General features: G+C 66.7%; 14 protein-coding genes. 8 read left to right on the forward strand and 6 right to left on the reverse strand.

The genetic code is table 11. From position 1 onward, the window contains the following. Window positions 1-328: 328 nt before the first annotated feature. The 6 genes from IFT55_RS05065 (at window position 329) to IFT55_RS05090 (ending at window position 6295) form a co-directional block, all read left to right on the forward strand. Window positions 329-2005, forward strand: coding sequence for a M28 family peptidase (locus IFT55_RS05065; RefSeq protein ID WP_192089758.1), 1677 nt, complete (start codon window positions 329-331; stop codon window positions 2003-2005). 24 nt (window positions 2006-2029) lie between these two features. Next, a complete protein-coding gene (locus IFT55_RS05070; RefSeq protein WP_192089760.1) occupies window positions 2030-3172 on the forward strand; it encodes a DUF3667 domain-containing protein in 1143 nt (380 codons plus the stop codon). Between the two features lie 66 nt (window positions 3173-3238). Then, the gene (locus tag IFT55_RS05075; RefSeq protein ID WP_192089762.1) at window positions 3239-4207 is read left to right on the forward strand and encodes an agmatine deiminase family protein; all 969 of its coding nucleotides are present in this window, start codon (window positions 3239-3241) and stop codon (window positions 4205-4207) included. Next, window positions 4204-4554, forward strand: coding sequence for a DUF3147 family protein (locus IFT55_RS05080; RefSeq protein ID WP_192089764.1), 351 nt, complete (start codon window positions 4204-4206; stop codon window positions 4552-4554). The genes IFT55_RS05075 and IFT55_RS05080 overlap by 4 nt, the downstream gene beginning before the upstream one ends. Window positions 4555-4561: 7 nt before the next feature. Then, on the forward strand, window positions 4562-5422 hold the full coding sequence (aguB, locus tag IFT55_RS05085) for an N-carbamoylputrescine amidase (protein WP_192089766.1): 861 nt from the start codon (window positions 4562-4564) through the stop codon (window positions 5420-5422). Between the two features lie 375 nt (window positions 5423-5797). Continuing rightward, complete coding sequence (locus tag IFT55_RS05090) at window positions 5798-6295, forward strand: hypothetical protein (RefSeq protein WP_192089768.1); 498 nt, start codon at window positions 5798-5800, stop codon at window positions 6293-6295. Here IFT55_RS05090 and IFT55_RS05095 read toward each other — a convergent pair. Both IFT55_RS05095 and IFT55_RS05100 read right to left on the reverse strand, forming a co-directional pair. Then, window positions 6273-6914 (reverse strand): winged helix-turn-helix domain-containing protein, encoded by a 642-nt coding sequence (locus tag IFT55_RS05095; RefSeq protein WP_192089770.1) that lies wholly within the window; start codon window positions 6912-6914, stop codon window positions 6273-6275. The genes IFT55_RS05090 and IFT55_RS05095 overlap by 23 nt on opposite strands. A gap of 373 nt (window positions 6915-7287) precedes the next feature. Then, window positions 7288-7575 carry a hypothetical protein gene (locus tag IFT55_RS05100; RefSeq protein WP_192089772.1) on the reverse strand — a complete coding sequence of 96 codons (288 nt, stop codon included), beginning with the start codon at window positions 7573-7575 and terminating at the stop codon, window positions 7288-7290. Window positions 7576-7658: 83 nt separating this feature from the next. Here IFT55_RS05100 and IFT55_RS17180 point away from each other — a divergent pair, with 83 nt between their 5' ends. Then, window positions 7659-10493, forward strand: coding sequence for a TonB-dependent receptor (locus tag IFT55_RS17180; protein WP_197976335.1), 2835 nt, complete (start codon window positions 7659-7661; stop codon window positions 10491-10493). A 249-nt stretch (window positions 10494-10742) separates the two neighbouring features. Here IFT55_RS17180 and IFT55_RS05110 read toward each other — a convergent pair whose 3' ends face one another. Then, the gene (locus IFT55_RS05110) at window positions 10743-11477 is read right to left on the reverse strand and encodes an SDR family NAD(P)-dependent oxidoreductase (RefSeq protein ID WP_192089774.1); all 735 of its coding nucleotides are present in this window, start codon (window positions 11475-11477) and stop codon (window positions 10743-10745) included. An 82-nt stretch (window positions 11478-11559) separates the two neighbouring features. Here IFT55_RS05110 and IFT55_RS05115 point away from each other — a divergent pair, with 82 nt between their 5' ends. Then, window positions 11560-11877: an ArsR/SmtB family transcription factor gene (locus IFT55_RS05115; RefSeq protein ID WP_192089776.1), complete on the forward strand. Its 318-nt coding sequence runs from the start codon at window positions 11560-11562 to the stop codon at window positions 11875-11877. 223 nt (window positions 11878-12100) lie between these two features. On the opposite strand, the gene IFT55_RS05120 is transcribed toward IFT55_RS05115, so the two are convergent. From IFT55_RS05120 to IFT55_RS05130, 3 genes are all read right to left on the reverse strand, one after another. After that, window positions 12101-13003, reverse strand: coding sequence for a flagellar motor protein MotB (locus IFT55_RS05120; protein WP_192089778.1), 903 nt, complete (start codon window positions 13001-13003; stop codon window positions 12101-12103). 37 nt (window positions 13004-13040) lie between these two features. After that, on the reverse strand, window positions 13041-13904 hold the full coding sequence (gene motA, locus IFT55_RS05125; RefSeq protein ID WP_192089780.1) for a flagellar motor stator protein MotA: 864 nt from the start codon (window positions 13902-13904) through the stop codon (window positions 13041-13043). Between the two features lie 119 nt (window positions 13905-14023). Continuing rightward, complete coding sequence (locus IFT55_RS05130) at window positions 14024-14920, reverse strand: flagellin N-terminal helical domain-containing protein (protein WP_192089782.1); 897 nt, start codon at window positions 14918-14920, stop codon at window positions 14024-14026. Window positions 14921-14926: the final 6 nt, after the last annotated feature.

The raw sequence follows: 14926 nt of genomic DNA on the forward strand, positions 1-14926 counted from the left end.
CTCTCCCCTCTCCCCTCTCCCCTCTCCCCTCTCCCCTCTCCCCTCTCCCCTCTCCCCTCTCCCCTCCGTCCATGCTGAGTAGCGACTGAGCGAAGTCGAAGGCGCGTATCGAAGCACCCGTCGCGGCTCCTTCGATACGCCATTCCAGCACGCGCAATGGCTACTCGGGATGGACGGTCCGGTTCTTGGGGCGCGGGCGGGAATGCATCGGGACGCCGATGGAACCAGCGCATCCCGAACACAGGTTCGTACCACCTGTCCCCGATTGCCCCCGCCCCACCCCCATGCCACAACCCTTGCGACAGTTTCCTTTTTTCGATGAGGTCGCATGCGTCCGTTGCTGCTCGCCACCTGCCTGACGCTCGCCGTACCGGCGCTTGCGCAGACCACGCCGCCACCCGCACCGGCCGGCGCCACCCCTGCCCCCGCCCCCATTTCGGTCGCGACGATGAAGGAGGCTACCCGCACCCTGTCGTCCGATGCGTTCGAGGGCCGCGCGCCGGGAACGCCGGGCGAGGAGAAGACGCTGGCCTATCTGGCGCAGGAATTCGCCCGGGTCGGGCTGAAACCGGGGAACAAGGGAAGCTGGTTTCAGGACGTGCCGCTGGTCGAGATCACGTCGCGCAACGTGTCGCCGCTGACCTTCACCGGCGCGGGCGGGCCGATCGCGCTGGCGTACGGTCCCGAAATGGTCGTGGCGACCTATCAGGTGACGCCGCGATCGGTAGTGAAGGACAGCGACGTCGTGTTCGTCGGATACGGCATCAACGCGCCTGAAAAGGGGTGGAACGACTATGCCGGCACCGACGTGCGCGGCAAGACCGTGCTGATCCTCGTCAACGACCCCGATTACGAGGCCGCGACGACCACCGGCCCGTTCAATGGCAAGGCGATGACCTATTACGGCCGCTGGACCTACAAGTTCGAGGAAGCGGCACGACAGGGCGCCGCCGCCGCGATCATCGTCCACGACACCCGCCCCGCCGCCTATGGCTGGAACGTCGTCCAGTCGAGCTGGACCGGGCCGCAACAGGTGGCGGCCGCGGCGAACGACCATATGGACCAGAGCAAGGCGATCGGCTGGATGCAGCTTGCCGCCGCAAAACGCCTGATGGCCGGTGCGGGACAGGATTTCGACCGGCTGTCCGCCGCCGCCAAGCGTACGGGGTTCCGCGCCGTACCGCTGAACGGGGTGAAGGCGGGCGTGTCGTTCGACAACCAGATCCGCCGCCATGCGTCGAAGAACGTCGTCGGCATCCTGCCGGGCACCGCGCGGCCGGACGAAGTCGTGCTGTTCACCGGACACTGGGATCACCTCGGCCGGTGCGAAGCAGCACCCGACGGCGACGACATCTGCAACGGCGCGGTCGACAACGCCACCGGCACCGCCGCGCTGATCGCGCTGGCACAGGCGAATGCGAAGGCAGGCGCGACGCAGCGCAGCCAGGTCTATCTGGCGGTGACGGGCGAGGAATCGGGGTTGCTGGGTTCGGCCTATTACGGCAACAACCCCCTCTATCCGCTGGCGAAAACGGTCGGTGGCATCAACATGGACGCGCTGTCGCTAGCTGGCCCTGCGCACAACGTCGTGGTGGTAGGCAAGGGCAAGTCGGAACTCGACCCCTATCTGAACCGGGCGCTGACGGCGCAGGGGCGCGTGGCGGAGGCCGATCCGTCGCCACAGAACGGCTATTACTACCGGTCCGATCATTTCAGCCTCGCCAAGCATGGCGTGCCGATGCTGTATCTCGATTCAGGCGACGACCTTGTCACCGGCGGCAAGGCGGCGGGCGAAGCGGCGGCGAAGGACTATACCGACAGGCGCTATCACGGGCCGAAGGACGAGTACGACCCGAACTGGAACTGGGACGGCGTGGCGCAGGATCTGGCGCTGTTCTACGCAATCGGGCGCGATCTGGGCGACGACCGCGCATGGCCCAACTGGGTCGCGGGCGACGAGTTTCGCGCCATTCGCGACAAAAGCCGGGCGACCGCAACGAAGTAACATCCGACCGGGGGGACGGGGCATATGGACGGACTGGACGATGCCGGCGCGCTGGTGACCGGGGGGATCGCGGCGCGCGAGGTGGCACGCGCCGCCGACGGTCATGGTCCCGGCACGCACGGCGCGGGCAAGGACGACGCCCATCACCTGCACGGTTCCGCCTGCGCCAATTGCGGCGCGCCGGTTGCCGCGGCCTATTGCGCGACCTGTGGACAGGCGGCGCATCTGCACCGTGACATCACCGGCTTCGCACACGACGTGCTGCACGGCGTGTTTCATTTCGACGGCAAGTTCTGGACGACGCTGCCGATGCTGGCGTTCCGTCCGGGCCAGTTGACGCGGCGCTATATCGATGGCGAGCGGCAGAAATTCGTCACGCCGATGGCGATGTTCCTGTTCTCCGTCTTCCTGATGTTCGCGGTCGTCTCCAACCTGCCCGGCTGGATCGATCCGGGCAATATCGCCGCACCATCGTCCGCCGATCTCGATTCGGTGCGTCGCGAGATCGGCGATGCGTTGCGGGACGGCAATGCGAGGCTTGCGGCGTTGCGCGACGAGCGCGCCCGGCCCGGTGCTGATATCGCCGAACTGGATCGCCGCATCCAACAGGCGGAGCGCGAACTGGCGGGGCTGCGCACCGGTGCGCGGTTCGTGCCTGAGGGCGACGATGCCAGCCCGCACGTCACCGCCCGCGTGGCCGGCGCGGACGCGGCGACCAACGACGCCACATCGGCATGGTTCGAGGAAAAGGTGGCTCAAGCACGCGCCAACCCGAAGCTGCTGATCTACAAGATGAAAAGTGCTGGATACAAATATAGCTGGGCGCTGATCCCGATGTCGTTGCCGTTCCTGTGGGTGATGTTCGCATGGCGGCGGCGGTTCGGGTTGTACGACCATGCCGTGTTCGCGACCTATTCGATCGCGTTCATGTCGCTGCTGGTCGTGGCGCTGACGGTGGTGGGCTATGTGCTGGGCGGAACCGGGCGGACGATCGCGTGGGTGCTGCTGTTCCTCGTGCCCCCGGTCCACATGTACAAGCAATTGCGCCACGGATACGAATTGCGCCGGTTCAGCGCGGCTTGGCGCACCGCCGCGCTGTTGCAGGTCGTGTCGCTGACGTCGGTGTCGTTCTTTCTGCTGCTTCTGTATCTCGGACTGGGGGACTGAGCGGGGATTGACGCAAGCCGAACGCACCATCTTCCACCACGCCGCGCGATCTTCTATGGGCGCGCCATGACACCGCCCAAGCCCGAATGGGTCACCCACGACGCCGTATGGATCGGCTATCCCAGCCATGCCGAGCTGTGGCTGGACGATCTGGACCCCGCCCGCGACGAAGTGGTCGCCTTCGCCCGCGCGGTCCATGCCGATGGACGCGGTGAAACGGTGATCCTCGTCGCCGCCAATGCCGATTCCGCCGACGATGCCCGGCAGCGTGCGCCGTTCGCGCAGATCGTGACAGAGGCGTTCGGCGATATCTGGCTGCGCGATACCGGGCCGATCGTCGGCGGCGACGGCACCGCGCACGCCTTCCGCTTCAACGGCTGGGGCGGCAAATACGACCTGCCCGGCGACGACGATATCGGACGGCGGCTGGCGGCCGGGCGTGGCCTGTCCGTCGCAGCGCATGACTGGATCGTCGAGGGCGGCGCGCTGGACGGCGACGGCACGGGCCTTGTCGTCACCACCGAACAATGCCTGCTCAACTCCAACCGCAACCCGGGCTTCACCCGCGACGCGGCGGAAGAACGGCTGCGGCAGGATCTGGCCTACGACCGGGTATTGTGGCTGGGCGACGGACTGCTCAACGACCATACCGACGGGCATGTCGACAATCTGGCGCGGTTCGTCGGCCCCAATCGGCTGGCCCTGCCCGAAGCGGCCGAAAACGATCCCAACTGGCGCGTGTATCAGGACGCCGCCGCCCGCGCCGAAGCGTTCGGGGTCGAGGTCGTCCGCGTCCCCTCCCCCGGCCGCGTGCTGTCGCCGGACGAGGAGATCATTCCGGGCAGCCACATGAACTTCTACATCGGCAACGCCACCGTCGTCGTGCCGCTGTACGGCACCGGCAGCGACGACGCGGCGGTGGCGGCCTTCGCCGCGATCTTTCCCGATCACGACGTCGTCGGGCTGCGTGCCGACCACATCCTGACCGGCGGCGGCAGCTTTCACTGCATCAGCCAGCAGATACCGGCGGCGTGATCGCCTTTGCGGTCCGTGCCGCATTGTCGGGACTGATCGTCGCCGCCGTGGCGATGATCGCGCGGCGCAATCCGGCGGCGGGTGCGCTGGTCGCGTCGCTGCCGCTGATATCGGTGCTCGGCATGATCTGGCTGTGGCGCGACACCGGAGATACGGTCCGGCTGGCCGATCATGCCGAAGCGACGTTCTGGTACGTGCTGCCCTCGCTCCCCATGTTCCTGATCGTACCGGCGCTGCTCCGCCATGGTGCCGGGTTCTGGACCGCGCTGTCGGCGGGTTGCGGCGTCACGATCCTGCTCTATCTCGCCCTTGTTCCCATCGCCGCCCGCTTCGGCGTCACGCTCTAGGATAACCATGACCGAGATCACCGTCGCCGCGCTCCAGTGCGGCTTCACGCCCGACATCGACCGCAACATCGCGCACGTCGCACGGCTGGTGCGCGAGGCGGCGGCGCGCGGCGCGCAGGTGATCCTGCCGCCCGAACTGTTCGAGGGCGAGTATTTCTGCCGCGTCGAGGACGAAGGGCTGTTCGCGACCGCGCGGCCGACCGCCGAGCATCCCGCCGTGCTGGCGATGCAGTCGCTGGCGGCGGAACTGAAGGTGCATATCCCGACCAGCTTCTTCGAAGCCGACGGACCGCATCACTATAACAGCCTTGCGATGATCGATCCCGACGGCCGAATCCAGGGCGTGTATCGCAAGAGCCATATCCCCGACGGGCCGGGATATGAGGAGAAATTCTATTTCCGCCCCGGCAATACCGGGTTCAAGGTGTGGGACGGCCCCGCCGACAGCGCCCGCGCGAAGCTGGGCGTCGGCATCTGCTGGGACCAATGGTATCCCGAAACCGCGCGGGCGATGATGCTGATGGGTGCCGAAGTGCTGTTCTATCCGACCGCGATCGGCAGCGAGCCGCACGACACCAGCCTCGACACCGCCCGGCTTTGGCGGCGCGCGATGGTCGGCCATGCGGTATCAAACGTCGTGCCGGTCGTCGCCGCCAACCGGGTCGGCGTCGAACATGGCCAGACCTTTTACGGCACCAGCTTCATCACCGACGAGCGTGGCGACATCCTTGCCGAACTCGACCGTGAAGAAGAGGGCGTCATCACCGCGAAGCTCGATCTGGCGCGGGTTAAGCGACACCGCGCGGCGTTCGGGTTCTTCCGCGACCGGCGGCCGGAACTGTACGGGCGACTGGTGCAGGATATCTGAGCCGGAGTCCCGCGAACCGGCGCGAACTCCGACGAGCCTGTTCTGCGACGAGCGCTCGTCTTCGCGTGCGCTGCCGCCGTCGCGTCTGGCGAGCCTTCTTCCATGCGCGATCCCGGTTGCCGGTGGCCTGCGACGATCAGCGACACCGCGCCCGGCGGCCTGACGCGCACCGGGAACCCGCCGCGTTCGTCGGTGGACGACGGTGGACGACGGTGGACGACGGTGGACGACGGTGGACGACGGTGGACGACGGTGGACGACGGTGCGAAACGTTCCAACGGTCGCGCGTGATGCGATCGCATCTTTCCCTCCGCGCGCCATTGCGCGACATTCGCGCCCGACGCCACAACGATGGCGCATCGGGGAGAGGGTGAAATGAAGCGTTTGATTGCCACCGTCGCCATGCTGGCGATGGCAGTGCCGGTGGCGGCGCAGGACGCGCGCACGGGCGTCGCGCGCATCTATGACAAGGCGCTGGGCGACGGCTGGCAGAACTGGAGTTGGGCGAAGACCGAATTGTCGGTGGCGGTGCAGGGATCGCAACGGACGCCGATCCGGGTCGATGCGGGGCCGTATCAGGCGCTGTACCTGCACCATGATGCGTTCGACACGACGCCGTACACAACCGTGTCGATGCTGATCCAGGGCACCGGCGGCGGTGGGCAGAAGGTCCGCGTCGTCACGATCGTGGCGGGCAAGCCACTGGATACGCAGGGGCATGTCGTCACCCTGCCACCCGCCGGCTGGACGAAGGTCGATCTGCCGCTGACGACGATCGGCGCGGCGGGCAAGCAGATCGACGGATTCTGGGTCCAGAACGCGACCGATCATCCGATCGCGCCGTTCTATGTCACCGAAATCGCGCTGCGCTGATGGCATCGCCCAGCCGATAGCCGCGCCCGCGGTCGGTGTGCAGCACCGGCGGGCCGGCCGCGTCCAGCTTCGCGCGCAATCGTGATATCTGGACCTGCACCATGTTGGTGCCGGGATCAAAGCTGCGCGCCCAGACGTGCCGCAGCAACGCTTCGCGCGACACCGCGCTGCCGGCGTGTTCGGCCAGGGTCAGCAGCAAGGCATATTCCCGTGGCAGCAGGTCCAGCGTCACCGCGCCGCGCCGCACGGTCCGCGTGGCGCGGTCGATCACCACGTCGCCGACCGCGATCAACCGGGCGTCGCCCGTGGTGCGCAGCAATGCCGCAAGGCGCGCGACGATCTCTACCGGGCTGGCATCGATCCGGGCGGCATCGTCGGCCCCGGCGTCCAGCCCGGCGGCCAGCGCCTCGTCATCATCGACCAGCAGCATGGCCCGCGCCGCCGTGCTGCCGCGACGGGCGGCATCCAGCCGGTCCTGCAGCAGGCCATCACTCGTCGACCAGCGCGCCAGACGCACCGCCGCCCCCTGCGCCTGCGACAGCGGCAACAACGAGATGCCGCGCGCCTCGGCGGCGCCGGTAATCGTCGATACGGAACCCAGACAGGCAACGACGTGCATCCGCGTCACCCTATCGCATCGGGCCAGCGATCGCCGGCAACTGTATCCGAACCGGATCGAACGTCGGCTGCGGCGCGATGGCTGGAGCAGGACGGGAGACCGAACGCGTAGGCTGATCGACGTAAAACAACACAACGGACAACGGCTTGCACCGATCGCGATCCACCCCGTTTAAACCCGGACGGCCGAAACCGCCCCGGCATCGCGGGCTGCGACGTCGCATGCTGCTTCTGCAAAACGGCCACGTCCGATGAAGCTGCCATCGTCGAGGCATGGATCGATCGGCGACAGGTCAGGCGTTCGGCAAGATGGGTAACGGTCTATCCCTGCGTCCATTCGACATATACTATCGGCCAGTCGCAAACCGCCCTAGTTACATCCGTGTAACGCGGCACGCCGCACGATTTAACTGGAATCGGCGGCGGTTCGACAATTTGAACAAGTCGACGACCGTTGCGCCCGCCATGCGGAAGCACGGGTTTTCATTTGCTTTCAACGGTGTGTAACGGCGTTCCAATGTTGGCAACGGCAGTCGCAGCGCGTCGCCCGATCCCGCGCCGACCGTCGATCGGATGGTGACTTTCGCTGTCGTTTCAGTCATTTGGCCGTGGAACGCGCCGGCGACCGACCATCGGACCGACGGCGCGACAGGTTTTTCCACTATTGCGATATTCGTGCGACATTTGGGCGATAGCGACTGCCCGAACGCCGGATCGTCGGCGACCGTATCTGGAAGGGGAACGCATGGCAGGCTGGACTTTGGCGTCATTGGCATTGGGGGTCGCGCCCGCCGCGCTGGCGGCACAGACGCCGCCGCCCGCCGCCAGCGTCGCGCCGCCGGCCCCGTCCGCCGCCGTGCCGGCCGCGACCGCCGAGACTGCCGACCGGATCGAGGCGCAGACACCGCAGCCGGAATCGCAGCCGACCGCGCCGGTCACCGCCGCCGGCACGACCGGCGAGGCGGAAGGCGACGTCGAGGAAATCGTCGTCACCGGCCGCCCGCCCCCCGGATCGGTGCCGGGCGACATCAAGCCCGAACTGCAATTGTCTCCTGCCGATATCCGTTCCTATGGCGTCAGCTCGGTCGCCGAACTGCTGACCGAACTGGGGCCGCAGGTACAGTCGGTGCGCGGCGGACAACCGGTCATCCTCGTCAACGGCCGGCGGTCGGCGGGATTCCAGGAAATCCGCGACCTGCCGACCGAGGCGATCCTGCGCGTCGACATCCTGCCCGAGGAAGTCGCGCTGAAATTCGGATATCGTGCCGACCAGCGTGTCGTGAACTTCGTGCTGCGCCCACGCTTCCGCAGCTACACCGCCGAACTCGAAGGCGGCGCGCCGACCGAAGGCGGATCGAGCAATTTCGAAGCTGAGGGCGGTCTGGTCCGCATCGACCAGGATAAACGGTTCAACCTGAATCTTCAGGCGGAAACGACGTCGAACCTGCTCGAAAGCGAACGCGACATCGTGCCCAACACCGCCGGCACGCCGTTCGACCTGATCGGCAACGTCACGTCCGCCACCAATGGCGCGCCGATCGATCCGGCATTGACCGCCGCCGCCGGATCGCCGGTGATCGTGGCGTCGGTGCCGACCGGCCCGGCAACGATCGCGGGCTTTGCGGAAGGGGCCGGCGTCCAGCGGATTACCGACACCACGCCGGTCCGAACGCTGTCGAACGCGACCGACCGCTATTCGGCGAACGGCGTCTACAGCCGTACGTTGTTCGGCAACGTCGCCGCCACGGCCACCGCACGCGTCGAGCATACGCGGGGCGAAGGGCTGTTCGGTCTGCCCGGCGTGTCGTTGCGGGTGCCGGGCGGCACGCCGTTCTCGCCGTTCACCAGCGACGTGATCGTGCAACGGTACGCCGACAGCGACGCGCTGCTCCGTACGTCCAAGGCGACGACCGCCAATGCCGGTTTCGCCCTGAACGGTGATGTGGGTCGGTGGCGCTGGTCGCTGAACGGCAATTACGACCGCACCGACAGCGACACGCGCACCGAACGCGGCGTCGATGCGACCGCGTTGCAGGCACAGGTGACGGCGGGGACGTTCAACCCGTTCGGCGATCTGGGCCAGCTGGTCCGCACCGCCGATCGTGCAACCTCGACCTCCAGCGCGGCGTCGATCGACGCGCTGGCATCGGGCGCGCTGTTCTCGCTGCCGGCGGGGGAGGCCAATGCCAGCATCCGCGTGGCGGGGCGGACCACCGATTTCGACAGCCGGTCGCTGCGCGCGGGCGTGACGACCACGACGGAGAACGGCCGCGACGTCGGATCGGTGCGCGGCAACATCGATCTGCCGATCGCCAGCGAATCGCGCGGCGTGCTGGCCGCGTTGGGGCGGCTGTCGCTCAACGGCAATGCGGAGGTGGAGCGGCTGTCGGACTTCGGCACGCTCACGACCTATGGCTATGGCCTCAACTGGCAACCGATCACGCCGATCCGCCTGCTGGTGACGATGACGCACGAGGAAGGCGCGCCGAGCCAGCAGCAACTGGGCAATCCGGTCATCACGACGCCGTTCGTGCGCGTGTTCGATTACGTGCGCGGCGAGACGGTCGACATCACCCGCGTCGACGGCGGCAATCCCGGTCTGACCGCCGACAATCGACGTGTATTCAAGGCGGGGCTGAACATCCGCCCGTGGAGCGAGCGCGATTTCAGCGTGCAGGCGGATTACAGCGCCAGCCGCATCGACAATCCGATCTTCAGCTTTCCGTCGGCCACTGCCGAGATCGAAGCGGCGTTCCCCGACCGCTTCACGCGCGATACTACAGGGCAATTGTTGCGTATCGACAATCGCCCGGTCAACTTCGCAAGGGCAGAAAACAGCTCGCTGCGTTGGGGAATCAACTTTTCGAAGGCGGTGACGACCCCCCGTTCGCGCCGCGCACAGGCGGAGCGCGAGGCGCGGATGGCGCAGCGTCAGGCGGCACGCGATGCGGCCGCCGCAGCCGGAACGCCGGCGACCGGCACGCCGCCGCCCGGCGACCGGCCGCGCGCCGAAGGCGGATCGGGTCGCGGACCGGCCGGCGGGGGCTTCGGTGGCGGCGGCGGCGGGCGCGGCGGTTTCGGCGGCGGTGGCGGCGGGCGGTTGCAGGCCAGCATCTACCATACGTGGAACATCATCAACACGATCCTGATCCGGCCCGGCCTGCCTGAACTGGACCTGCTGAACGGATCGGCGACCGGCAACAATGGCGGCACGCCGCGTCACCAGTTGCAGTTCAACGGCGGTTATACCCGCGACGGCATCGGATCGCGCATCAGCGTCAACTGGCAGTCAGCGACGCAGGTCAACGGCGGCACGGCGGGCGCGAGCCAGTCGCTGAACTTCGGCAGTCTGGCCACCGTCAACGCGCGTCTGTTCGTCGATCTGGCGCAGCAACCCGCACTGGTCCGCGACTATCCATGGCTGCGCGGCAGCCGGGTATCGCTGGGCGTCGACAATCTGTTCAATCAGCGGCAACGGGTGACCGACGGACTGGGCGAAGTGCCGTTCAGCTATCAGCCGGGGTTCGTCGATCCCACCGGACGGGCGGTGCGCCTGACGTTCCGCAAGCTGTTCTTCTAGGCGGGACGGGCCGGCGCGACGTCCACATTGCGTCCGGCACGCGTGGACGGCAACCAACCCCAACGGACGGCTGATTTCGATACGCATGCGGCCTATCGAAACCAGCCGTCCGTTCCGCGCGATCGCTCCCCCTTTCCCATCGCAGATCAGCGGTTGCGGGAATGCGCGATCGAAAACAGTTCCGGGGAAGCGGACCCTCCGTTCGCTGGCCAAAAAGACGGCGGCGAACGTCCGTACCGGACCATCGACTCATATCTGCGCCAGTCCGCCATCGACGAACAGTTCGACGCCATTGACGTATCGGGCGTCTGGTCCGGCAAGGAAGCGAACGACGGACGCGATGTCGTCGGGCTCGGCGATCCGGCCGGCGGGTGCATTCTGTGCCGCCCAATCCTCGAAGGCGGCGATCGAACCATCGGCATCACCCTGCAACTGATGCGCGAGCGGCGTACGTACCGGGCCGGGGCTGAGCGTATTGACCCGGATGCGCCGGTCCCGAAGATCATTGGCCCATGATCGGGCGAAAGCCCGCACTGCCGCCTTCGAGGCGTTGTAGACGCTGAGGTCGGCCATGCCCTTGATCCCGCAGATGGAGCCGATCAGGATCACCGACGCGCCATCGGCGAGCCGGGGCAACAGGGCCTGCACCGTGAAGAACACGCCGCGCACGTTGAGGTCGAAGGTCCGATCGAAATCGCTTTCGGTGACCGTGCCGAACCGGGTGATTTCGGCCGTGCCGGCATTGGCGACGAGTACGTCGAGCGTCACCTCGTCAGCGGCCAGCCGTTCGGCCAGCGTCCGTATCCCTTCGCTTGTCGCCATGTCCGCGCGGATGCCGATCAGCCCTTCCGCGGCAATTGCTTCCAGTCGCGCCTCGGTTCTCCCAGTGACGTAGACGCGCCGTCCGGTAGCTGCGAGCGCACGCGCGCTGGCCAATCCGATTCCTGCCGTTCCGCCGGTTACCAACGCTGCATAGGTCATCATCGTACACCCTTATTCCATTGATTCAGTAGTTCGGATATACGGAACAATGGAAGTTGTGCCTAGTCTCTGATATGCCGCCGTCATGATCGGGTTCGTTCACCCTCCCGCCGATGCTGTCGAGTTGCATCACATTCTGTCCGCGCTGGCCGACCCGATCCGCCTGCGGATCGTCAAGGCGCTGCACCGCGCCGAGCAGGGGCTGAACTGTACCGCGTCCACGGCCCCCTTCCTGCAGGTTCCGAGATCGACCCTGAGCAACCATTTCCGCGTGCTGCGGGAAAGCGGGTTGATCTGCACGACCAAGCGCGGCGTCGAGAACATCAATGTGCTGCGACTGGACGATGTTGAGGCCCGGTTTCCCGGACTTTTGCCGAATATTCTGGCGCTGGCCCCGGACTGATCGACGCTTCGGGCGTTCCCCGATCCACCATCCAGCCGAGAGCGTACCCGTCTTCCCGATCGCCGTTCGTTCGGGGAATGGTTGCGTGACAGGCTAGCTGCCGAACCTGGACATTCCGTTCAACGTCCTTTCCGGGAAGGCCGGCCATCGCTTCGCGCTACCCAGAGTCAAACCGTCCGCACATCGGCAACGCCCGTCCCTTCGCGCGCGCTGCATCTACCGCCTAGTCCGCCCCCAGCCCCCGCCCTTCGCGGTACAGCAGCGTGATCGCCACGCGGCGGTTGCGGGGGTCATACGGGTCTTTCACGATCATCGGTTCGCGGTCCGCGACGCCTTCGATCCGTTCGAAGCGGCGCTCGCCGACGCCGCCCGATGCGAGGCGGCGGCGGGTCGCTTCTGCCCGGCCCGACGACAGCATCCAGTTGTTCATGTCCTGCGGCCGGCCATAGGCGACGGCGTCGGTATGGCCTCGGATCATGATCTGGTTCGGCAGGCCACGCACCGTTTCGGCGATCATGCCGATCAGCGAATCGGCTTCGCTGCCCAGCGCGGTCGTACCCAGCGCGAACATCGAATAATCGGCGTTGTCGACCAGATCGATCCGCACCCCGTCGCGGGTAGGCACCATGCGGACGTTGCGCGCCAGTTTAGCGACCTGCGGGCTGGACGCCATGCGGCGCGTCAGCGCGCGCTTGACCCCTTCGAACGCCTTCTGGTCCTGCGCGCGGCGCTTGAGCTGTCCTTGCGGACCCGATCCGACATTGTTGCCGCCGCTAGCGTCGGCGGGAACGGTCATCGACCGCGTGCCGGTCTGCCCCGCACGATGCGGATAATTGTCGCGGTCGACGATCGATTCGCCGCCGAACAGCCCGTTCGATCCCGCCGAATTCTGTTTCAGTTCGATCAGCGTCGGCGCGAAATAATCGGCCAGTGCCTTGCGCTGCTTCTCGCTGGTCGCGCCCAGCAGCCACATCAACAGGAAGAACGCCATCATCGCGGTCACGAAATCGGCATAGGCGACCTTCCACGCCCCGCCGTGATGGCCGCCATGGCCCTCGGCGATGATCTTCTTGACGATGATGATCGGCGGCTGGTTCGTGCCGTGCGGCGCGCGGGCGGCAGCCATCAGCGATACTCCGACCGGACGCGAGAAAGCGGCACGGTCACTTGCCGCGCAGCCCGTCGAAGACTTCGGCGAAGCCCGGCTGGTTGTGATGCGCGATGCCCGACCGGGCGGCCTCGATCACCAGCGGCTGGGGATGGCCGTGGAGCGACGCGACGATGATCTGTTTCACCACGTGATAGATCGATGCATCGGCGTCGATCACCTGTTGCAACCGCGACGCCAGCGGACCGACGATGCCATAGGCTAGCAACACGCCCAGAAACGTACCGACCAGCGCCGATCCGATCATTCCGCCCAGAATTGACGGTGGCTTGTCGATCGACCCCATCGTCTTGACCACGCCGAGCACGGCGGCGACGATCCCCAGCGCGGGCAGCGCGTCGGCCAGCCCCTGCAACGTACCCTGCGGCCCCTGTTCGGCGTGGTGGTGGGTCTTGATCGAATTGTCCATGACCTCCTCCACGGCATGGACGTCGAGCGTGCCGGACGACACGACGACGAGCCGCAACGTGTCCGCGATCAGGTTGATGAGCGTGTGATCCTTCATCAGGCGCGGATATTCGGCGAACACCGCCGAGGATTTGGGATCCTCGACATGCGGTTCCAGCGCGATCGGTCCTTCGGCGCGCAGCATCTTCATCAGCTTGGACACGAGGAAGATCGTGTCGAGAAAATCCTGCTTCTTGTATTTCGGCCCCTTCATGACCTTCATGAAGCCGCCGCCCATCGCCTTCAGTTCCTTGCCGGAATTACCGATGATGAGCGCGCCGACCGCCGCGCCGCCGATGATGAGCATTTCGTGCGGCAGCGCGTGCATGACGGGGCCGAGCGCACCGCCGGTGAAGGCGAATCCGCCGAACACCATCGCGATGAGAACGACGAAGCCGATGGCCGGAAACATGGTACGCTTGCCCCTTGGTTACGAAACGTCGCCCCGCCCCCGGGCGTCTGCGATCATGCTTGCTGTATTCTTCACCACAGAGGTCGAGAAATCGTTACCAACCGGCCACTTGGCCGCCGTCAGCGAAGATAATCGAACAGCGATAGCCCCGACAGCTTGGCCACGCCGGCCTGGGTCGCCTGCAACACCGTCATCGTCTTCTGCAATTCGACCATCGCGGTCGGGACGTCGGTTTCCTCGATCGCGACGCGCGCTTCCTCGCGATCGATTCCAGCGCTCTCGATCCGCGCCGCTTCGATATCCAGCCGTGCCGCGCGCGCGCCCGCCGATGCGCGGGCGGTGGTCACCTGCCCCTCGACCGCGCCGATGGCGGTCAGCGCCGTGGCGACCGCCGCGGGCACGTCGGCCCCGTCGGTGGTCAGCGCCAGCGTCAGCGCATCCAGCGTCGCGAAGATATCCGCCGCACCTTCCGCCCCGCCGAACACACGCCCGCCATCGGCCCCGACCGCGACGCTGGTCCCCTCTCCTGTCGGTATCGCCGCGCTGGCGGCACCGACGGCAAAGCCGACCACGCCATCGGTTTCGGTAAAGGGCGTATCGGTGCCGCCGCCGAACACCGGCACGCCGCGCACGTCGGTCGTGTTCGCCAGCGCGAGCAGATCGGCGCGAATGTCCTTCAACTCGGTCGCGATCGCCGCCTTCGCCTCGACGGTCAGCGTGCCGCTGTTGGCGCGCACCGCAAGTTCGCGCGCGCGCACGATCTGGTCGCTGGCGCTGCCCAGCACGCCGTCGGTCTGCGCCAGCAATCCCTGCGCCAGCGTAATATTGGCCTTGTACGCGCCATCGTCCGCGCTGCCCTGTTTGATCGCGCCCAGCCGGCTCCATCCGCCCGCGTCCTGCGACGGGGTGACGAGCTTCTTGCCGGAAATTTCGGTCAGCAACCGTTCCGATTTCGCGTTCAGGTCGGACATGCGCGTGGCGGCGCGGTCGTAGAAGCTGGCGGTGGAGATCTTCATGGTCGT

Source organism: Sphingomonas sp. CFBP 13720 (genome assembly GCF_014842075.1).
Taxonomy (GTDB): domain Bacteria; phylum Pseudomonadota; class Alphaproteobacteria; order Sphingomonadales; family Sphingomonadaceae; genus Sphingomonas.